Below are 18,662 nucleotides of genomic sequence, written 5' to 3' on the forward strand. Positions count from 1 at the left end.
TCGAAGCCGTTCAAAACGGTTTGGGGCAGCAGCTCACTTTCCTCCAGTATATCCACGCGTATTTTCGATCATTGGAATTCGCAACATTACCCGGCAATGGAAGAGTTCCAGGAATGAACGCAGAGCTTACACCAGGCGCAGTTTGTTGAAACTTGCCACCACCGGTGTCAAGGGCGAAAGGAATGCGCCCCAGGTGGCTTTTAGCAGTGCTCATAGCCCGATATGCTGCCATTGCACTTGCAGCAGCGTCTGTTGCGCCAATACCGCGGGCTTGGCGTGGGATAAGCGAGCCCCAACGGCCAACGCAGGAAAGAGCTTCGAGGGCTTTGGCTTCAGATCCACCGATATTTAAGCTTAAAGGCAGACTTGCGGATTCACAACGCATATTTGCAGCTACAGCCTGGTCGACTCTGGCTTTGTCACGACAGCCTGTGAGCCAGCCATCATCCAAAGCGCTGTCGTAAGCACTGGTCATAAACCCCTGTAACGGCACTGCGTAACGAACCTCGTTTGTTTGCTGCTTCGCAGCTGACTGGGCAAGTGACTCGCAAGGGAAATTAGAGGAGGGCGCTTCAATAGGGCCGCCCTGATAGGAGTCAGAAATATCGCACACTTGTTGACCGTATGACTCAGCAATTGTCGATGTGCGCCATGCTGTGTTCGTGAACGCGAGAACACGCGCTGCGTAGTTCGTCTCATGGAGTGACTGGCGCAATGCGCCTGTGCTTGATTCAGAGGGCGAAATAGCCGTGATTTCTGAATAATTCCCTTTTGGCGATGTCTCTAACCACGCTACGGGCAAATAGTGAGAAATCCGTGGAACGAGTAGACAACTACCAATGATTTTCATCTCAACGGCTGATGGATTTGCCATTTCAATGGCCTGCGCCGGCGTTACGGCTGAAGCAGGCATAGCGGTGCAAATGAGGAGTAGTAGGGCTGCAATTTTTTTCATGTATCTTTCCTGGACGAATTAGCGTTCAAGTCTCTTGGGATCAGCAATTGCCGCCAATACAGTAGGTTCATGATTCTTAATCCCTGGAGTGTCAGCGTCTCCCAAAAGCATGACTGTCACTTTTTTCGAGGCAGACCACAGATGGGCCAATGAGTTTTCCCGTATTTCAATGTCCGTCTGACCTTGCTCGCACATTCGACTGACGACTTCGTGAAGCGCATCATTGACCTCGTAAAGTTCTAATTTAGTAAAGGACATAGTCTCTCCTTGATTAGATCGGGCGCGTCGAAACTTGCTGCTGGCCACCAAAGTCCATTAACACCTGCCATTGCTCCAATGTGTCAAAGCCGACTTGATGACGTAGGCCTGTATCCTTGAGCGCGCCTATTCTCAAGAGCTGCTCGCGGAGTTTTCCGTTTTCAGGAGCCATTTTCACGAGTACTTCGTCCTCTGGAAGGTCAATGCTCGGGACATTGATCGTCACTCTATCGTCGCGTCCACCAGACAGGTAAACCGCCAAACGGCCGTTGGGGTAGCAAGCGGCATATACGCTACCGTCATCCACCACGCCGATTTTTATGGGGCGTGTGATTCTCGGCCTCATGGTGGACAGCGTTGTGTGGTCCTTGACCAGGTTGCCGGACTTGGTGGCAGCATCTTGCAGAACATCTGCCACCAAAGAGCTGGGCACTGACAGGCCCAGGTCGTCGATCTTCGCTACAAAGTACTCAATCGACTCCGACATGCCAAAACTGGCCTGCAAAGCAGGATCGCGTGAACTCGCATAGACCGAAATCGTCTCAATCGGTCGGTTTTGGTAAATGGCCATGAAAAAACCATTCAGGGGGCGGTCGTATCCCAGAACGATCTGGGCGGGGAGGCCCTGGTATTGGGTTTGGTGGGAGTGGCGCGACATTTATTCAGATTTCCTATGGCTTGCTGCTGTATTTCGCTTTGTCGTTCCAGGCAGTCCATGCCTTCGTCAGAGACTCCGTGTCACTTTGTCCTGGACGCGGAGGTCTGACCTCGGGACCTCTGTGACCGCATGCGCCGCAGCAAATTAATGCCGTACCTGGATGACATTCAGAATAAATCTTCTCGCGCTCATTGCAGCTTGGGCATGGCTCTCGTTTGAAGCCGACATCAGATGGGGTTGGATGGGCTTGCATTGATTTCCTTCAAAACTTGAGTCGTGTAAAAGGCAGGCCCCGGTTGGATAAAACAGTTTCTAATGCCTGCCCATGCGTTTTCCAATCGGGAAATTCATCAACGCCGAAATAGATCAGCAGGCTACCAAAGTCTTGCGCCGCTTCTCTCTGAGCAGTGGTCATTGCGCGATCACTTGCGCAGGCCTTGACTATTCCATGGCGCAACGATCTCAAGGCTTTGTCTGTGTAGTCGCCGTAAACAGTCACCAACGATTTTTTGGCCATAGTCTTTCCGTTCATTCGTTAGGGTCGATCGGGTCAACGTGGTACGAGCCTTCTCGGCCTGCCACCGCAATAGGGCGCTCCCGCATTGCGTAAACAGCCGTACGAAAATCGATACGTCGTGTGTACCAGAGCTGCAACACATTGATGATGTACATGACCAGTCTCTTTTTATGCAGGTGTTGTCTGGTTGGGTGCTTTTGCTGCCAGCAACTTGGCAAACTTCGGATGGACTTCCAGCGTATCGACATCCGGGTCCAGTAATTCATTGCGCGGGTCGCAGACCACAGCCATCCCAAAGATGACGCGACTGATAGATCCCTTGTTCAGTATCTTACGCAGCTCTGCAACAACGCGACTGCATTGGCTGCCATCATCGGCATCCAGGCATGCTATTGAATCGCTTGCCTTGGCATCTTCACTCTGTGCTTGCGCTGGCAAGTAGCCACGGTCGAGGTCGTCCAGAAAGTTTGACAACTCCATAGCCATATCCAAATCTGCTGTAGAGGCCTTCGCCATTTTCATACCCATGGTGTGTTTTCCTTAGTTCAGCAGATTAGTTCGGCAATCTTGTCAATCAAACCAGTGAGGTCGTCGCTAAAGCAATCCAACTCACTCACTGCGTGCTCCATTGCTTCGCCTTTTTCGGACCCTTGCAGCGATTCGGGCATGTTGTCAAAAGCACCTTGTTTTTCATCTTTCACGGACTCCAACTCTTGCTGCAACTCCTCCAGCTTGGCGCTTATCTTGGCCAGTCGAGTGCGGCGATCCCGATTCATGTCTTTTCTACGTGCTTACTGTGGCGTCGAAGCACGACACAATTTTGCGTTATGAACCAGCAACTCTGCCAACTGTTCTGCCTCACCGGGCGTCAAATCGATGTATGGGATCGGAGACTTGCCATCCATGATCCCCGGAGGGTTCACGGCCATACCGACGGTCCCGCCACCAAAACCCACCATAAATTCTTCACCGGTTAGTATCAACATTTCTTTCCTCAGTTGTACACAGCGCAGTAGTCCAGCGAAAGATCATCGCCCATGGTCATGAGCAACTTGGCCGCTCTGTGATTCTTGGCCTGCGGCCGGGTGAGGCCGAAGGCGACATACACTGGAACTCCGAAACCAATGCGTCGCTGCGCCGACAGTTGCAATTCGTTAGCAACAGCCATGGTTGCGGAGTCCAGCGCTTCTGCGCGCGCTTCAGGCGTGGGCAACTCCCCCACGGCAGCAGCAAGTCGCACATAGGGTAGGCCGTTGCCATCCAGCGCTTCGTATTCAGGCCGATTCAGTAGTGTCCCAACGTTCTCACATCAGGACTTCGTAAGTTAATGATTTGCTTGCAGAATTCGACATTCCGGTCTGGTCTCGATTTGAACGTCGAGCGTCAGACTTGTGGCCTTTTGCGCGAGAGCGCGAAGGGCCGGTATGCACCAAGGCAAGCTCGTGTTTTCTCAGCTCATGGCCTATCTGCCCATGAGCACCTTTCGCAGGTGTGTGGCCAAGCATCGGGGCGACCACAAGGTCAAAGATTTCTCGTGCCTGGACCAGTTCTTCGCCATGGCCTTTGCGCAACTGACCTACCGGGAGTCCCTTCGCGATATCGAAGTCAACCTGCGGGCGCAAGCCAATCGGCTTTACCACATGGGCTTTCGCTGCTCTACGATTTCGCGCAACACACTGGCCAATGCGAATGCCACTCGTCCATGGCAGATTTACGCCGACTTTGCCCAACACCTGATTGGCATGGCCAGACCGCTGTATGCCAAGGAGCCACTGGGAATCGACCTGGATGCGGCCGTTTATGCGTTCGACGCCAGCACCATCGACTTGTGTCTGTCGTTGCATCCGTGGGCACCGTTTCGCTCCACCAAGGCCGCTATCAAGCTGCACACCTTGCTGGATCTGCATGGCTCCATCCCCAGCTTCATTCACATCACCGATGGCAAGACCCACGAGGTCAATGTGATGGACGACTTGGTGCTCGAAGCCGGGGCCTTCTACCTGCTGGATCGCGGGTATCTGGACTTCAAAAGGCTGTATGTCATTCATCAGGCCCAGGCCTTCTTCGTGACGCGTGCCAAGAGCAATACCCAGTTCAAGCGGCGCTACTCCAACCCCGTGGACCGCAACACCAGCAACGTCATCTGCGACCAGATCGGCGTGCTCACGGTTTTCTACTCCAGCAAGGATTACCCAGCCGCTTTGCGCAGGGTTGTCGTCAAAGACGAAACCGGCAAGCGCATCACGTTTCTGACCAACAACTTCGCCTTGAAACCCGAACTCATTGCCGACCTGTATCGCCAGCGTTGGAAGGTCGAGTTGTTCTTCAAATGGATCAAGCAGCACTTGCGCATCAAGGCTTTTCTGGGTACCAGCGAGAACGCCGTGAAGACGCAAATTTGGATCGCGGTGTGCACCTACGTGCTGATCGCCATAACAAAGAAACGTCTGCATCTTGAGCATCACAGCCTTTACGAAATCCTACAAATCCTGAGCCTGACCATGTTTGAACAAACCCCAATAAATCAACTACTTACACCACCCTCAGCGGATTCAGATCTGAGTTCCGAGCCTCAACAGCTCGTTCTCCTCTGAAAAACGTTGGGACACTACTGAGGCCGATTAGATTTTTTGATTCATCTTGAGTTTCAATAGACATAATGAACGAGATCTCCTTCAGGGAGTGCGCTCTGTATGGAGTCACATTCATTGGGTGGCTCGTGCTTGGCATCACCTTTCCTTCCCAATGTACCTCTGGGTAGCAAATCACCCGGCCAGCTTCTTCATGGAAGGCTTTGCCGACAACGATGCCTAGTTCATCAGGGCGATCAGCGGGGATGCAACTTTGCTCCCTGTAATGCTTAGAGCGCTTAACCAGGAGACCGAAATCAGAGTCTGTGAAGTCCAAAAAAGTCACCATGTTTTTTTCCTTGGTTAGCTAGACCAGCAAGGGCTGTGGAACTGACCCAATGTGGCCATATCGCCAATACGCCCGGCAACACGCCCCTTGGGCCACGTGATGACCGTGCGCTGGAAAGCCATGGCCACAAGGGCTTCGTTGACGATTCCCGCTAGTTCACTGGCTGTGAGTTGAGGCAGAAGCTTTCTGCCGTCCTCACGGCGACATTCGTGGGCCTTTAAGACTGCTTTCGCAGGTCTCAATTGCAACATGCGGGTTTCCTTGTTAGGCAGCGGCTGCAAGCTGGCCATGTTTTTTCAGAAAGTTTTTTATGGCCGACACGTTTCTCTGCGCCCACTTCTTCTGCACTGGGCCGTGTCTGCCACACCATTCTTCATGCTGCTCGAAACCTTGCGATCCTTCCACGAACTTTGACAGTACAAACTTCGCCTCGTGGACGATAGTGGCATCCGAGATATTCTCAATAGCGCATTTTCCATCGACTGCAATCACATCTTCCAGATGGTGAGCAAGCTCGTCGCTTTTGAAAGCGTCAACAAGAATTTTTTTCACTTAATTACCCCATTCTTTTTTGTGTCGCCTCTGTTGGCCACAAGAACAACTCTTCGCGCCCAGGCTGCCTAGATACTCTTTACATTCTTCAGGCGAAAGGGCGATTGACTTCGACCCAGTGGCGGTACTCCGCTTTGGTGATTTTTTCAATGTCACCGAAGGCAAACGATTGATTGAGATCCAGTTGGTGGTGGGACGACAACACGGGCTTGCCCAGGTCGTCCACCTCAGCCATGATTACGGGCGCCATGAATGCGATACGTGATCCATCTGGCATGGTGTAGACCCATGGAGCAGAGCAGGGCCCCAACGTGATGTAGAGCTCGCGGGTAGCGCAAACGCTGAAGAAAGTACGTTCCGCCGAGAGACTGGTGTACCCCTTGCGCATGACGATTTCGATGACTTGGGAGGCCATGGTACGGCCTGGGGCATTGAGCTTGGGATTCGGCACTCTTTCTTGCTTTGCCCACCGCGCAAATGATGCGATGCTAGTCTCGGCGTAGAGTAAGCCTGGCGCGATTCGTTTTACCGATCGCAACTCAGTTTCACGTGGCAGGGGGGCAAGTTGCTGGTAGTTCTTCAGGTAGTTTTCTGGATCCATCTTCCAAGGCATTGCTTGGAAGCGAACAACTTTGTTTCCACCTTCATCTTCAGTGATACTGAGAACGCGACGGTTTTCTGAGGTGACGTTGGTGTAGACCTTGCCGACTTCAATTTCTTCCGTTTTCATTGCAGTTTCCTTTCGTGGCGCCTTGGGGTTTGGCATAATGGATGTAATTATATACTTTTATTGTATAGAAATACATGCATTATGAAAAATATCTGCGCACCCTTTGATCTTGCGGGGCTTGGTGGGCGTCTGAAGGCGGTTCGTGAGCTGCATCGCTATAGCCAAGCGAGTGCTGGCGCTGCACTTGGTGTAACTCGGCTCACACAGTCAAAGTACGAGCGTGGTGATACTTTCCCAACATTGGCCTACCTGAACGCAGCAGCAGCCATGGGGTTTGATGTGATGTACATCCTGACTGGAACTGGGGCAGGGGAGCGGACAGACGAAAAAAAACCCGGCACCTGAAGCGAGCCGTTCAATTAAAGTGTTGACGGCACTCAGAGTCTGGTAAAACCCCGGTATTCCACCGGGGGTTTCTTTTTGGCGCGAAGCTACAAACGCAAGCAAGTTGGGGGTCAAGGGCGGATCCCGGTCGACTTTGAGGGGTTGCAGCTCAACTTTTGCCGTAATGTGGAGTGCGAAAACTTTGGAATACCTCCACTTTCCGTGAGCGGATCGGGCAAGGCTGCTGTTGATGGATATCGCTCTATTGGCGGGTCGACCATGCATTGCTCCCGCTGCAGTCAGAACTTTTCCCTCAAAAGCAACCGCGCCACCATCGAAGAGTTTGAGCGCCAGCGCGCTGCCTTCATGCAAGGCCATGGACCGGCTTGCAAGAACCCGGAATGTGACAACCACGCCGTGGCCAGTCCGGACCTATACCAATCATTTGGCAAGAGCCAGGGTGGATCAGCCAGATACCGCTGCAAGGCCTGTCGGCGTACCTTCACGGTTGCAATGCGATCAACGCTGCGCCAACGACACCCGGAGATCAATGCTCTGGTGTTGAACCTCCTAGTCAACAAAGTGCCGATGCGCAGAATCTGCGAAGTGGCAAATATTCAGCCAGCCGTCCTGTATTCACGCATTCAATTTTTCCACAAGCAGGCCATTCGATTTGTCATAGACCGCGAGTCAGTATTGAGGGATCGCCTTTGCTTTTCGAAGCTTCGCCTAGCAGTTGACAGGCAGGACCACGTATTCAATTGGGCATCAAGTGGGGACCGGAGAAATACCAAACTCTCTGCTGCTGGCAGTGCAGATTGCGAAAGTGGCTATGTGTTTGGAATCGAGCTTGACTTCGATCCCTCGATGAATCCCTTTGAGGTCGATTTGCATGCGAGGGAGATCGGCGACTACCAGCTATCGGGCCCATTTCGGCGCTATGCAAGGTTTTTCCTGCCTGGGGATGAGGAAGGGAGTCAATCCGTGCCAGACGGTGTGCCGATCGCTGAAGAGGGAACCAAGCTACCGTCAACCGGCCTGCGTATCCATCCCGAATACGTCTTAATGGGTCACTTTCAGTTCCTGCGCTGGTTGCTTCCCAACGTTGAATCGTTCGAGTTCTACCTTGATCAAGAACCAAGTATCCGCGGCGCGTTTCTCGCGGCATGCCTGGACCTTGTGGCCCAGCGAAAGGCGGACGCCTATTTTGTGCGCATTGGCAAAACACTGACCATAGATGAACGCAAGTTGGTCGTCGCACAGAGCGAAACCCATCTGGAGCGCTTGCAGAAGCAGTACCCGACATTGACTCGGTACCAGGTCGCACGGGAAGTCATGCGGCAGCGTTATCTGGAGATTCGCGAAAAGGAGCCCAATGCAGCCAATCGGTGGGTGGCCAGCGTGTTACCCCATATGGGCGAGCCACTCAAGGAGGTCAGTTGCCTCACCGACTGGGGTGGCGCGGATGCAAACCGCATTGCCAGCGGCATGCTCTCGGCGAGTCTTCATCCAATCGACCGCTTCTTTATGCAGCTACGCAGACGTGTCAGTCTGTTGGAGCGCCCGATCGCCTCAGCCAGTTCAGGTCACCGCACCTGGCACGGATACAGTGCCTACAACCCGGAGGTCGTCCAAAGGATCATGGGGGTGTTTCGCGTCATCTACAACTATTGCCTGGTTGGAAAAGACGGCAAAACCCCAGCCATGCGACTGGGTCTGGCCGACAAACCAATAGCGCACCACGAGATTCTGGAATTCGTTTAGTCGCTACCGAATCGGTACGCGGCAGCCAGTTCCGGATTTTTCAAGGCCAGGTATGGGTGCTGTCCCGGGATCTGCTGGCTCGCAGAGCCGCCGAGCTCAAGTCTGTGGCGATACAAGAAGTACCCAACCAGGCATTTTCGGATAGCAGCAGACCACACAAACGCGCCGTCGTCTACCTTCATCCCAAACTCCTTTGCGACGACTGTTTTTTGGCTGTCCGACAGGCGTCTGGCCGGGACTACATCGACTGTCTCAGTCTCATGCCATCTCGTATCTTCGGTGGCAGCCAAGGGTGCTGTCGATGAATGTATCTCGGCCCTGATACAACGGGCCAGCACGAAGTCCCTGAACGCCTGATGCCGATCATCAAACGCGCGTGCATGCCAACGGTCACCATTGAATACAAGCGTATGGGGCCACAGAATTCGAGGCACCGGATCAGATTCGTTGAGCGACTGGTATGCGAGAGAAAGTCCGCGCCCCTCCCGCAGAGCCAGCATCATCAAACGCAGGACGTCCGGATCAATGCTTCCCGTTGGTTGTGTGATGGATTCGGCCGTAGCGACTTGCCCCATGGCAGGAACCACCGCAGTCGATTTGCTGATGCTGTACGCCTGTAGCAGTGACAAGTACTCCTCTGCGGAGCCCGATGCGAGTAATGGTTTGAAATTGCGCCCGCGCGTGTAGGCTTTCTTCTCCACGTCATATTCCAGGCTATGGGCGTGGTGGTGGCGATAGCGCCTGAAGTCACGTGACAGGTGGTTGGGTGTGACGTCAAAGACTTCACAAACCTGACCGCGGCGCACCGAACCATCCCAAATCAGCCGCGCTTCAATGAACTGAAGGCGCTGTCTCTGGGCAAAGCTCAATTCTTCAAGCCAAGCGTCATCCATACCAATCAAGACGAGTAGGTCATTGCTGACGAGTGTAGCACTACTATTGATTTATACAATCATTAGGCTACACTAACGCCTATCGTTCAGAAAGGCTGGTTTCGTGGAAGGTTCACTCGGCAAGTGGCTAAAAGCTTGGGGCTATTCAGATGCCCCGGGGGCGCTGCACGTCCGCTCGGAACTTGTCCCCAATCAGCACGCCTACGGCACGGAAATCCGCAGTTTGCTGGATCCCAAGGGGCAGATTCGTGCCAAGGCGGTATTCGATGTTGAGGGCGTCCCCACCATCTGTTTTTTGGAGGGTGACGGAAGCGCCTTGGATGATCAAGGTCTGATGCGCAATGTGCGTGAGCGCGCGTGGAACCAGAATTTGGTATCTATCGTGCTGGTGGTGGATGGCACGCACGCGCTGGCGGCTCCGACGTCACTGCCGGATGCGTCTTTTGAGCAAATTGAGTTCAAACAGGCTCAACCTTTTGGCGCCTTCTCCCGCGCAGACGTTCAATCGGGCGAGGTGTTCGCCCGGCACGCCGACTGGTTTGCACCGGAGAACAGGGTCGACCGCAAGTTGCTGTCGAACCTGGAAATCATCGTGGGTGACTTGGTTGGAGAAGGGTTGAGCAAAGGCGCTGCTCAACTGCTGATGGCGCAAGTGATGTTTGTTGCCTACCTGGAGCACCGCGGAATTGTGGGTGATGAATATCGGAGGCAGCGCGAGGTGGGCAGCTTGTTTGAGCTGGTTGCCGTGGCCGAACGCGAGGGCCTGATTGCCTTGATGACAAGCGTCAAGAAGGACTTCAATGGTGACTTGCTGGAGCCCGATGGAGGCAAGCAGGTTTGGCGCAGATTCAGTGACGCGGCCTTCGGACACCTCAAAGACTTCCTAGACCATGTCGACATGGCCGATGGTCAGCATAGTTTCTGGCGCTATGACTTCCGATTTATTCCGGTGGAACTGATTTCGGGGATCTATGAATCCTTCCTCTCGGAAGACAAGCGTGACGTGGGGGCTTATTACACGCCGCGCCATCTTGCAACCCTGACGGTGGACCATGCCTTTGCCGGCTCGAAAGACATCCTCAGTGAGCGCGTGCTGGATGGTGCCTGTGGGTCTGGAATTCTATTGACCACGGCCTACCGACGCATGCTGGCCTACGGCGAGGCCAAAGCTGGCAAGCAATGGACGTTCGCACAGCGCATCCAGTTGCTGGAGGATCACATCTTTGGCGCAGACATCAATGAGTCTGCCTGCCGCGTTACCGCCTTCAGCCTCTACCTGTGCGTGTTGGAAAACCTGCAGCCGGCCGACTTGCTGAAGTTGACGGCGCAGGGAAAGTCAAAGCTGCCAACCCTGGATGGAAAGAACATCATCCGTGGGGCCAAGGGTGACTTCTTTTCTGATGCCAATCCGCTGGTCAAACGCGGCGATGCCACCCTGTTGATTTCCAATCCCCCCTGGCTGGAGCCCAAGGGCAAGGAGCTCCTGTCTTCCGATACCTGGGCCGCCGCCCATGGGCACAAGATTCCCCGCCGACAAGTCTGCCTCGCCTATATGCTGCGCGCTCTGGATGCGGTGGATCCGGTGCATGGTCGGTTCTGCTTCATCTTGCCTGTCAGCAGCTTCGGCGCACAAACCAGCCAGCCCTTCGTCCAGCAATGGCTTGGGCAATGCGAGCTGGATACGGCCGTCAATTTCGGGGACTTGCGCAAACTCCTGTTTGAGAACGCCAAGCAACCGACATTGGTCATTTCGGGGCGCCCCCGTCGACCCAGGGCGGAGATTCCATCGCCAGAAACGTTTGAATACTGGACACCCAAGGCCGACGTGAGTTTGGCCTTCGGTCGGCTGACACTGCATGGAACTGACCGGCACACGGTGCAGACCTCGGTGCTTGCCCATGACAATTCAGTTCTCACCACCCTGTACTGGGGTACGCCTCAGGACCAGGCAACCATCGCCGGCCTCGAAATGCTGGGCCAGATTGGCGATTTGCTTGATGAAGACGGATGGCAGATGACCAAGGGCTTCCATCTCAAGGACAGCTCGGTGGAAGAACCTGTGCCGGTCAAATCGATTTCTGGCGCACCCTATTTGGATGCCAACAAATTTGCGTTGCATGGTCCCTTGCTGGATGAGGGAGTACTGGTGAGTTTTCCAGCCAAGATCACCCATGTTGCCAAGTTGTCTGAAAAGATCGTGGGCGCCTTTCAAGGACCGCGCATCGTGTTCAAGGATGGCATGACGTCTGAACGCAGAATTTGCGCCGGATACAGCTCCCGGGCGTTCTCGTTCAACAGCAGTACGACAGCCATCGTCGCCCCAAAGACAGAGGCGGACTTGTTGCGCTTTCTGTCCGTTTACCTACATTCGGATCTGGTCCGCTATCTTCTGCTCCTGACCGCCTACCAGGTCAGTTTCGAGCGTGAACGGGTGAGCCTGCTCAACGTCAAGCGGCTGCCATTTGTGCACCCTCGGGACCATGCGAACCCCCAGCGTGCCGCAGCCATCGTGGCTGAGGTTGCGACCTTCGTGAACAAGATGGAGGACTCCCACACCATCGGACGTGAGGGAGCGTTCGACGCGTGGCGCCAGCACGCGGAAACCTTGATCAGCGAATACTTCGGCCTCAGCGATTCGCAGGTAGCGCGGATTCACGAAGTGGCCGAGCTTGTCTTGCCGGGTCTTCAGCCGTCATCCTACGCAAAGCTGTTGACGCCACTTCAGCAACGTACCACCGATCACGATTTGCAGAGATATGTGAAGACCTTGCTGTCAGAGCTCGAACAATGGCGTGACGCCATGGGGGGCTCCGGCGGATTCAGTGCCAACCTGACGGTGGGATCTGCACAGGCCCATGGTGCGCTGGCCATCTTGCGATTGGATGCCAGTGGAGAGGGCGCAACACAGGTCGCCGTGAGACCAGAGGTTGCCGACCAGGCGGTTGCGAAGCTGGTGAAAACGCTGCAGGACAAAGAACTGCTACCGGTGGCTGTTCGCGACAACCTGTACCTGGCCGCAGACATAGTGGTGCGGTACGGTAACTCACTCTATCTGGTCAAGCCCATGGTTCGAAGGCTCTGGCTGCAGGCCGAGGCTTTTCGTGACGCCGAGAGGGTGGTTCGCTTCGTACAGGAACAGGCGGTCCAGTGAACAAAGCTTCGGAACCACAGCTGACATCCCGCGACAAGTGGCTTGATGCCTTCCCCGTAGATGAGGCGCAACGCGCTGCCAAATTCGTGTTGGAAACGTGGAATGAGCTGTCTACCAAAGCGCCCAAAACCTTCAACTCAAGCCAACGCGAAAACCACATAACAGAACGTTTCGGGATGCATATGCCCAAGGTGTCCTTGGCCAAGGCGCGCTTGCTGGGTTGGTGGAGCTATGAGGAGCCGTCTGGCGAGACGGTGATCATTGACGGAGAGCTCAAGGCCCAAGGCAGAATCCGCAAAGACATTGTCTACAAGTCGAACGCCAAATCCAGCAAGAAAGCTGTTCGGATTGAGCTGATCTTCGAGTTCAAAAAGCTGGAGGACACGTCCAATAGTTGCAAAATTTACCGCGGCAAGGAAGGCATGCGGCGCTTTGTGGATGGCGACTATGCCAAGGGTCTGCCATTGGCTTTGATGGTCGGGATGGTGATTGGCGATCAGAACGCATGCATCCAGGGATTGCGCCGCTCACTATTGTCGACAGCTTCGAAGTCAGACCTGCGGATGGTGGGGGATGCGGCTGGCGCGCTCCTGCGTGATCCGTCCAAAGTGTTTCCCGGGGTGGCATATTTCGACACAGAGCACAACCGTCCGTCGGCCAGTGCCCCTTCGCATGGAACTTTGCTGCTGTCACATATGTTTGTGGCGCTACCCGCCCCTCCGGCACCATCCAAGTAAGCTTGGCGGCGTGACAAAGCTGCTATATAGCCTGATGTTTCCCGGTTGGTTGCCTCCATCACTAGTCCCTCATCTTGTTTCGGTTTTGCATTGCAAGGCAACTGCATTGCACGCAATGAAAAACGTGAGTACCAATTGGCTGCGCCCCAAAAAAAATTCTTGCAAATTCACCCGTTTGGGGGATAGCGGGAAAGTGTGAAGATGTGTAAAGTCGCCGCAGTGTCAATGTCCCTTCAATCAGAAGGATATGGATTTGAGGGGATTTTGTGTCCGAGATAGCAGGTCCAAGCGGGCCAGAGATCAGCGTAGCCAGCATTTCTGCAGTGGAAGACCAGCAAACGGGTGTTGCGGAATCCCGTGCGTCTTCTGCTCTATCAGCTCTCTGCGCCATCGCCCGCTTCCACCAAGTAGCCGCCGACCCCGCCACTCTGGCCCACCAGATGGGCATTGCCAGCACCGACGCTGTCACCACCGCCGACCTGCTGGGTGCTGCCAAACACCTGGGCCTCAAAGCCAAACTCAGTCGCTCCTCTATAGACCGACTTGGTTTGGTTCCGTTGCCAGCCCTGGCCGTGGTGAAAACCGACGATGGCTCTCTGCGTATCGTCATCCTGGCCCAAAGCGATGGCAAGCGTGTCCTGTTCCAAGACCCCGCCAAGTCTGCAGCCCCCGGTGCTTCTGCTGGTCCCACCATCGAATCGGCAGAAGTATTTGCCACCCAGTGGACCGGTGAACTCATCCTGATCACCAGCCGCGCCTCATTGGCAGGTGCTTTGGCCAAGTTTGACTTCACCTGGTTCATCCCCAGCATGGTGAAGTACCGAAAACTCTTGGGCGAAGTGCTCTTGATCAGCTTCATGCTGCAGCTCTTCGCCCTGGTCTCCCCCTTGTTCTTCCAGGTGGTGATGGACAAGGTCTTGGTTCACAAAGGCATGACCACCCTGGACGTGTTGGTCATTGGATTGGTCATAGTGGTGGTGTTTGAGTCAGTCCTCAATGCGCTACGCGCCTACGTCTTCAGCCACACCACCAGCCGCATCGACGTCGAACTCGGCGCCCGGCTCTTCCGCCATCTGATCCAACTCCCCCTCTCGTACTTCCAAGCCCGCCGTGTCGGCGACTCCATTGCCCGCGTGCGTGAGCTGGAAAACATCCGCAGCTTCCTCACCGGCAACGCCATGACCGTGTTGCTGGACGTGGTCTTCTCGGTGGTCTTCATCGCCGTCATGTTCTTCTACAGCGTGCCCTTGACCCTCATCGTGCTGGTCAGCCTGCCGTTGTACTTTGGCCTCTCCTTGGCCGTGGTCCCCATCCTGCGGGCCCGCCTGGACGTCAAGTTCGCCCGCGGTGCAGAAAACCAGTCCATGCTGGTGGAAACCGTCACCGGCATCCAGACCGTCAAAGCCACAGCGTTGGAGCCCAGCTTCGCCAAACGCTGGGACACCCAACTCGCGTCTTACGTCTCCGCCTCCTTCAAAACCCAGAACTTGGCCAGCGTGGCCCATGAGGGTGTGAACCTGATTGGCAAGCTGGTGAATGCCGCCACGCTGTGGTACGGCGCCCACTTGGTCATGGACAACCAACTCAGCGTGGGTCAGTTCGTCGCCTTCAACATGTTTGCAGGCCGTGTTTCGCAGCCCATCATGCGCATGGCCCAGCTATGGACAGATTTCCAACAGACCGGAATCTCAGTGGCCAGGCTGGGTGACATCCTGAACACCCGCACCGAAGTCCCCCCCAGCAGCACCGCCCAGCTCCCGGCACTCAAGGGCCGCATCACCTTGGACAAAGTCGTCTTCCGCTACCGCCCAGAAGCTGCCCCAGTACTGAACGGCATCAGCCTGGATGTGCGCCCCGGCGAAGTCATCGGCATCGTCGGCCGCTCCGGCTCCGGTAAAAGCACCCTGACCAAGTTGGTTCAGCGCCTCTACAGCCCCGAAGGCGGCAGATTGTTGGTCGACGGCATCGACATCAGCCTGATAGATGCCGCCCAACTACGCCGCCAAGTCGGCGTAGTCCTTCAAGAAAACCTGCTCTTCAACCGCTCCATCCGAGAAAACATCGCCATTGCCGACCCGGCCGCCCCCATCGAAGCGGTGATGCGCGTGGCCCAACTGGCCGGTGCGCACGACTTCATCAGCGAACTGCCCGAAGGCTACGACACCGTGGTGGGTGAGCAGGGCGGCAGTCTCTCGGGTGGCCAGCGCCAACGCGTGGCCATAGCCCGCGCCCTGTTCACCAACCCCCGCATCCTGATCCTGGACGAAGCCACCAGTGCCTTGGACTACGAGTCAGAGGCCATTATCCAGAAGAACATGCAGTACATCTGCCAGGGCAGAACCGTGCTCATCATTGCCCACCGCCTGTCTGCCGTCAGAAACGCCAACCGCATCATCGTGATGGAGAAGGGCAACATTGTGGAAGCTGGCCCCCATGAAGTCCTGATCCAGAAACCCAAGGGGCTGTACGCCCACCTGTGGGCGATGCAGGATGGGGTGAAGGTGGAGAGCGACGTCACGGATCCCACGTTGCAGGGAGTGCGGGTATGAACACCAGTGCCATGCCTCAAGCTATACCTCAAGCCACCCCCATCGCTGAAGAAGTAAAGCCCAGACACCCCACGCTGGAACTCATCTCCCGCTACAAGGCAATCTTCCGGGCCGCCTGGGCCCACCGCAAAGAGCTGGCTGGCCCGGCAAGACTGGCCGACGAAGTGGCCTTCCTGCCGGCAGCCCTGAGCCTGCAAGACACCCCGGTGCATCCGGCACCCCGCCGCCTGGCCTACCTCCTTATGGGACTTTTCATCCTGGCCCTGGTTTGGTCCCTGATCGGTGAGGTGGACATCGTCGCCACCGCCCCCGGCCGCATCATCGTCAGTGAGCGCACCAAGGTCATCCAACCCCTGGAAGCCAGTGTCGTCAAAGCCGTCCTCGTCAAAGACGGCGACAAGGTTCATGCAGGCCAAGTGCTGGTGGAACTAGACCCCACCATGGCCAGTGCCGACAAGGCCAGCGTGCAAGAGCAGTACAAAGCTGCCCTGAGCGAAGAACAGCGCACCAAAGCACTGCTGCAACTGCTATCAAAAGAGAAGCTGCTTGCGCAGGTGATAAGCGGGCTAGAGGGTGATTTGACTGTTAAAGATAGCCGTAAATCCGTTCACCCTGAGCATGTCGAAGGGCAAGCCATTCGGGCGCAGCTCATCTCCGAATGGCAAGACATCAGCGCCAAGCTCTCCAAGCTCGATGCCGAGAGCAACCGCCGCCAGGCCGAGATCGCTACCGTCAAAGCCAGCATCGCCAAACTGGAAGCCACCGTCCCCATGGCCCAAAGCCGGGAAGCGGACTTCACCCGGCTGGTCGACCAAGGCTTTATCTCCAGCCACGCCACCCAAGACAAGACACGGGAGCGGGTGGAGCTGGAACGCGACCTGGCCACCCAGAGAGCCAGACTCAGCGAAGCAATGGCTACCGCCGCAGAAACTGAACAAACCAAAGCCGCCTACAAAGCAGAAACCCAGCGCCAGCTCAACGACCGCTACGCCCAGGCCAGTACCAAACGCATCCAGCTCAGCGCGGACAGTTCCAAAGCCACCCAGAGAGAAAAGCAGACCCAGCTCGTCTCTCCGGTAGACGGCACGGTGCAGCAACTGGCTATTCACACCACGGGGGGCGTGGTCACCAGTGCCCAGCAGCTCATGGTGGTGGTTCCGGATGCCACGCAAGTGACTGCCGAGGTGGCCATTGCCAACCAGGACATCGGGTTTGTGAATGCGAGCCAAGCCGCGGAGATCAAGCTGGAGACCTTCAGCTTTACCAAGTACGGCACGGTCAAAGCCACCGTGGACAACGTGTCAGCCGATGCGGTGACGGATGAGAAGCGGGGGAGCTTTTACCCGGCCATCCTGACGCTCAACAAGAAGGACATGCTCGTTGACGGCAAGCAGATACCTATCAGTCCGGGGATGAACATTACTGCGGAGATCAAGACGGGGAAGCGGCGGATTATTGAGTTCCTGCTTAGTCCGGTGCAGAGGATGAGTGGTGAGTCACTTAGAGAGCGTTGAACCCTGCATGTATAAATATGCCGAGGAAGAGTTTTTGCATCAATATGCAACCTGCTTTACGCAGGAGAAATATGAGTTGCGAATAATTTATTTGAATTTCCGGAAAAGGAGTTGTTATGAAGTATGCGCAATCTGATTCTGAAAAAAAGTATGAATCGCTAATTTTGGGAAGAAATATTAGTTTCGGATTGGCTGCAGTTATGTTTTTCGATGCATATTTGAATTGGAATCCCTTGATAAAAGTTGATCATATTGATTCAAATATCTTTGCCAAGGGAATTTTTTCGTTGGTTGTCTATGTTTTTGGACCACAAAGTGAGGCAGCTTTTCCGCTTGCCTTGGGATGCGTATTCTTTATTAATGCAGTAGTAATTCAAGCCGTTATTCATTGTAAAAAGTAAATTTAACCTTGGAGGTTGTATGACAATGTTTGTAGCTATTCGCGGGACTACCAGCTATATTGTTTCGTCTGCTGGCAGTGCTGGAGTTGTAAATTTCGGGCAAGTTCAGGCCGCAAATTTAAATGTGGCCGTTTATTCGACTGCTAGGGGTAGCGTTGCGCAGGCAGGCCCTGCTATAGGTATTGCTGGGGCAGCAGTTGAAACTGGCATGTTTGCCAAAGATGTATATACAGCTGGAGTTAGCTACACGTACTTAGGTTTCACATTTAGTCCTGGAGCCATCAACGAGGCAGCAAAGAATACTTTTACTGGATTGTCTGGAATTGGTGTTGGAGTAGCTCTTGCACCTGCTGCACTAACTGGTTGGGGCGCAGTAGTTCCAGTTGGTGCAGGCATTTACACTGATCATAAGTTAAATGAAGCATGGGATAATTATGTAACACCGAGGGCAGTCCCTTTTTTGGCGAGTGTATTCGCCTCAACAGTTTCCAATTCTTCTACGAATTCGGACGACAAAGTAATTTCTGTGCGACGCCCTGCGATGGAGAATGATCCACGCCGTCTAGATGGTGGAACATTGACTTCCGCCATCAATGTTGGTCAAACCAGCTCAGCCTCTCAAGAATCAGCAAAAACTGCAGAAGCTGCTCGACAGGCAAAAGAGCAAGCGATTGCTGCAGAGCGTGCTCGCCAAGCAGCAGCCGCGGCAGAAGTAATTCAACAACAGCTCTATTCAAACT

General features: G+C 54.8%; 20 protein-coding genes. 9 read left to right on the forward strand and 11 right to left on the reverse strand.

Annotated features, from left to right (window positions below; genetic code table 11):
* Window positions 1–10: 10 nt before the first annotated feature.
* The 8 genes from U5O12_RS11770 to U5O12_RS11805 all read right to left on the reverse strand — a co-directional run bounded on the left by U5O12_RS11770 (window position 11) and on the right by U5O12_RS11805 (window position 3,556).
* On the reverse strand, window positions 11–955 hold the full coding sequence (locus U5O12_RS11770) for a hypothetical protein (protein WP_322578816.1): 945 nt from the start codon (window positions 953–955) through the stop codon (window positions 11–13).
* An 18-nt stretch (window positions 956–973) separates the two neighbouring features.
* Window positions 974–1,213, reverse strand: a complete 240-nt coding sequence (locus tag U5O12_RS11775; RefSeq protein ID WP_322578817.1) for a hypothetical protein — start codon at window positions 1,211–1,213, stop codon at window positions 974–976.
* Window positions 1,214–1,226: 13 nt separating this feature from the next.
* Entirely contained in the window at window positions 1,227–1,784 is a 558-nt protein-coding gene (locus U5O12_RS11780; protein WP_322578818.1) for a hypothetical protein, read from the reverse strand.
* 349 nt (window positions 1,785–2,133) lie between these two features.
* Window positions 2,134–2,388: a hypothetical protein gene (locus U5O12_RS11785; RefSeq protein ID WP_322578819.1), complete on the reverse strand. Its 255-nt coding sequence runs from the start codon at window positions 2,386–2,388 to the stop codon at window positions 2,134–2,136.
* A 168-nt stretch (window positions 2,389–2,556) separates the two neighbouring features.
* The gene (locus U5O12_RS11790; RefSeq protein WP_322578820.1) at window positions 2,557–2,916 is read right to left on the reverse strand and encodes a hypothetical protein; all 360 of its coding nucleotides are present in this window, start codon (window positions 2,914–2,916) and stop codon (window positions 2,557–2,559) included.
* Window positions 2,917–2,933: 17 nt separating this feature from the next.
* Complete coding sequence (locus U5O12_RS11795; RefSeq protein WP_322578821.1) at window positions 2,934–3,164, reverse strand: hypothetical protein; 231 nt, start codon at window positions 3,162–3,164, stop codon at window positions 2,934–2,936.
* A 15-nt stretch (window positions 3,165–3,179) separates the two neighbouring features.
* Window positions 3,180–3,374 (reverse strand): hypothetical protein, encoded by a 195-nt coding sequence (locus U5O12_RS11800; protein ID WP_322578822.1) that lies wholly within the window; start codon window positions 3,372–3,374, stop codon window positions 3,180–3,182.
* A gap of 8 nt (window positions 3,375–3,382) precedes the next feature.
* Entirely contained in the window at window positions 3,383–3,556 is a 174-nt protein-coding gene (locus U5O12_RS11805) for a hypothetical protein (RefSeq protein WP_322578823.1), read from the reverse strand.
* A 256-nt stretch (window positions 3,557–3,812) separates the two neighbouring features.
* On the opposite strand from U5O12_RS11805, the gene U5O12_RS11810 reads away from it, so the two are divergent.
* The gene (locus tag U5O12_RS11810) at window positions 3,813–4,982 is read left to right on the forward strand and encodes an IS4 family transposase (RefSeq protein WP_322576703.1); all 1,170 of its coding nucleotides are present in this window, start codon (window positions 3,813–3,815) and stop codon (window positions 4,980–4,982) included.
* Window positions 4,983–5,571: 589 nt separating this feature from the next.
* Here U5O12_RS11810 and U5O12_RS11815 read toward each other — a convergent pair.
* Together U5O12_RS11815 and U5O12_RS11820 are read right to left on the reverse strand one after the other, a co-directional pair.
* Window positions 5,572–5,859: a hypothetical protein gene (locus U5O12_RS11815; RefSeq protein WP_322578824.1), complete on the reverse strand. Its 288-nt coding sequence runs from the start codon at window positions 5,857–5,859 to the stop codon at window positions 5,572–5,574.
* Window positions 5,860–5,947: 88 nt separating this feature from the next.
* Window positions 5,948–6,589 (reverse strand): hypothetical protein, encoded by a 642-nt coding sequence (locus U5O12_RS11820; RefSeq protein WP_322578825.1) that lies wholly within the window; start codon window positions 6,587–6,589, stop codon window positions 5,948–5,950.
* 81 nt (window positions 6,590–6,670) lie between these two features.
* On the opposite strand from U5O12_RS11820, the gene U5O12_RS11825 reads away from it, so the two are divergent.
* Complete coding sequence (locus tag U5O12_RS11825; protein ID WP_322578826.1) at window positions 6,671–6,934, forward strand: helix-turn-helix domain-containing protein; 264 nt, start codon at window positions 6,671–6,673, stop codon at window positions 6,932–6,934.
* Window positions 6,935–7,192: 258 nt separating this feature from the next.
* Window positions 7,193–8,677 carry a hypothetical protein gene (locus U5O12_RS11830; protein WP_322578827.1) on the forward strand — a complete coding sequence of 495 codons (1,485 nt, stop codon included), beginning with the start codon at window positions 7,193–7,195 and terminating at the stop codon, window positions 8,675–8,677.
* On the opposite strand, the gene U5O12_RS11835 is transcribed toward U5O12_RS11830, so the two are convergent.
* Complete coding sequence (locus U5O12_RS11835) at window positions 8,674–9,570, reverse strand: WYL domain-containing protein (protein WP_322578828.1); 897 nt, start codon at window positions 9,568–9,570, stop codon at window positions 8,674–8,676. The two genes, U5O12_RS11830 and U5O12_RS11835, sit on opposite strands and share 4 nt — an antisense overlap.
* A 103-nt stretch (window positions 9,571–9,673) precedes the next feature.
* On the opposite strand from U5O12_RS11835, the gene U5O12_RS11840 reads away from it, so the two are divergent.
* From U5O12_RS11840 to U5O12_RS11865, 6 genes are all read left to right on the forward strand, one after another.
* A complete protein-coding gene (locus tag U5O12_RS11840; protein ID WP_322578829.1) occupies window positions 9,674–12,721 on the forward strand; it encodes an N-6 DNA methylase in 3,048 nt (1,015 codons plus the stop codon).
* On the forward strand, window positions 12,718–13,458 hold the full coding sequence (locus U5O12_RS11845; RefSeq protein WP_322578830.1) for a hypothetical protein: 741 nt from the start codon (window positions 12,718–12,720) through the stop codon (window positions 13,456–13,458). The genes U5O12_RS11840 and U5O12_RS11845 overlap by 4 nt, the downstream gene beginning before the upstream one ends.
* 323 nt (window positions 13,459–13,781) lie before the next feature.
* Window positions 13,782–16,007 carry a type I secretion system permease/ATPase gene (locus U5O12_RS11850; protein WP_322578843.1) on the forward strand — a complete coding sequence of 742 codons (2,226 nt, stop codon included), beginning with the start codon at window positions 13,782–13,784 and terminating at the stop codon, window positions 16,005–16,007.
* Window positions 16,004–17,521 carry an HlyD family type I secretion periplasmic adaptor subunit gene (locus U5O12_RS11855; protein WP_322578831.1) on the forward strand — a complete coding sequence of 506 codons (1,518 nt, stop codon included), beginning with the start codon at window positions 16,004–16,006 and terminating at the stop codon, window positions 17,519–17,521. The genes U5O12_RS11850 and U5O12_RS11855 overlap by 4 nt, the downstream gene beginning before the upstream one ends.
* Window positions 17,522–17,637: 116 nt before the next feature.
* Window positions 17,638–17,922: a hypothetical protein gene (locus U5O12_RS11860; RefSeq protein WP_322578832.1), complete on the forward strand. Its 285-nt coding sequence runs from the start codon at window positions 17,638–17,640 to the stop codon at window positions 17,920–17,922.
* A gap of 593 nt (window positions 17,923–18,515) precedes the next feature.
* Window positions 18,516–18,638: a hypothetical protein gene (locus U5O12_RS11865; RefSeq protein WP_322578833.1), complete on the forward strand. Its 123-nt coding sequence runs from the start codon at window positions 18,516–18,518 to the stop codon at window positions 18,636–18,638.
* Window positions 18,639–18,662 lie beyond the last annotated feature (24 nt).

The organism is Rhodoferax sp., from assembly GCF_034519335.1.
In the GTDB taxonomy this organism is placed as follows: domain Bacteria; phylum Pseudomonadota; class Gammaproteobacteria; order Burkholderiales; family Burkholderiaceae_C; genus Allorhodoferax.

Coding starts and splice junctions, on each gene's coding strand:
- U5O12_RS11785 (WP_322578819.1), bottom strand. CDS start 2,388: ATGGCCAAAAAATCGTTGGTGACTGTTTACGGCGACTACACAGACAAA.
- U5O12_RS11820 (WP_322578825.1), bottom strand. CDS start 6,589: ATGAAAACGGAAGAAATTGAAGTCGGCAAGGTCTACACCAACGTCACC.
- U5O12_RS11795 (WP_322578821.1), bottom strand. CDS start 3,164: ATGAATCGGGATCGCCGCACTCGACTGGCCAAGATAAGCGCCAAGCTG.
- U5O12_RS11865 (WP_322578833.1), top strand. CDS start 18,516: ATGTTGGTCAAACCAGCTCAGCCTCTCAAGAATCAGCAAAAACTGCAG.
- U5O12_RS11810 (WP_322576703.1), top strand. CDS start 3,813: ATGCACCAAGGCAAGCTCGTGTTTTCTCAGCTCATGGCCTATCTGCCC.
- U5O12_RS11790 (WP_322578820.1), bottom strand. CDS start 2,916: ATGGGTATGAAAATGGCGAAGGCCTCTACAGCAGATTTGGATATGGCT.
- U5O12_RS11780 (WP_322578818.1), bottom strand. CDS start 1,784: ATGGCCATTTACCAAAACCGACCGATTGAGACGATTTCGGTCTATGCG.
- U5O12_RS11830 (WP_322578827.1), top strand. CDS start 7,193: ATGCATTGCTCCCGCTGCAGTCAGAACTTTTCCCTCAAAAGCAACCGC.
- U5O12_RS11770 (WP_322578816.1), bottom strand. CDS start 955: ATGAAAAAAATTGCAGCCCTACTACTCCTCATTTGCACCGCTATGCCT.
- U5O12_RS11805 (WP_322578823.1), bottom strand. CDS start 3,556: ATGGCTGTTGCTAACGAATTGCAACTGTCGGCGCAGCGACGCATTGGT.
- U5O12_RS11860 (WP_322578832.1), top strand. CDS start 17,638: ATGAAGTATGCGCAATCTGATTCTGAAAAAAAGTATGAATCGCTAATT.
- U5O12_RS11855 (WP_322578831.1), top strand. CDS start 16,004: ATGAACACCAGTGCCATGCCTCAAGCTATACCTCAAGCCACCCCCATC.
- U5O12_RS11825 (WP_322578826.1), top strand. CDS start 6,671: ATGAAAAATATCTGCGCACCCTTTGATCTTGCGGGGCTTGGTGGGCGT.
- U5O12_RS11835 (WP_322578828.1), bottom strand. CDS start 9,570: ATGGATGACGCTTGGCTTGAAGAATTGAGCTTTGCCCAGAGACAGCGC.
- U5O12_RS11800 (WP_322578822.1), bottom strand. CDS start 3,374: ATGTTGATACTAACCGGTGAAGAATTTATGGTGGGTTTTGGTGGCGGG.
- U5O12_RS11775 (WP_322578817.1), bottom strand. CDS start 1,213: ATGTCCTTTACTAAATTAGAACTTTACGAGGTCAATGATGCGCTTCAC.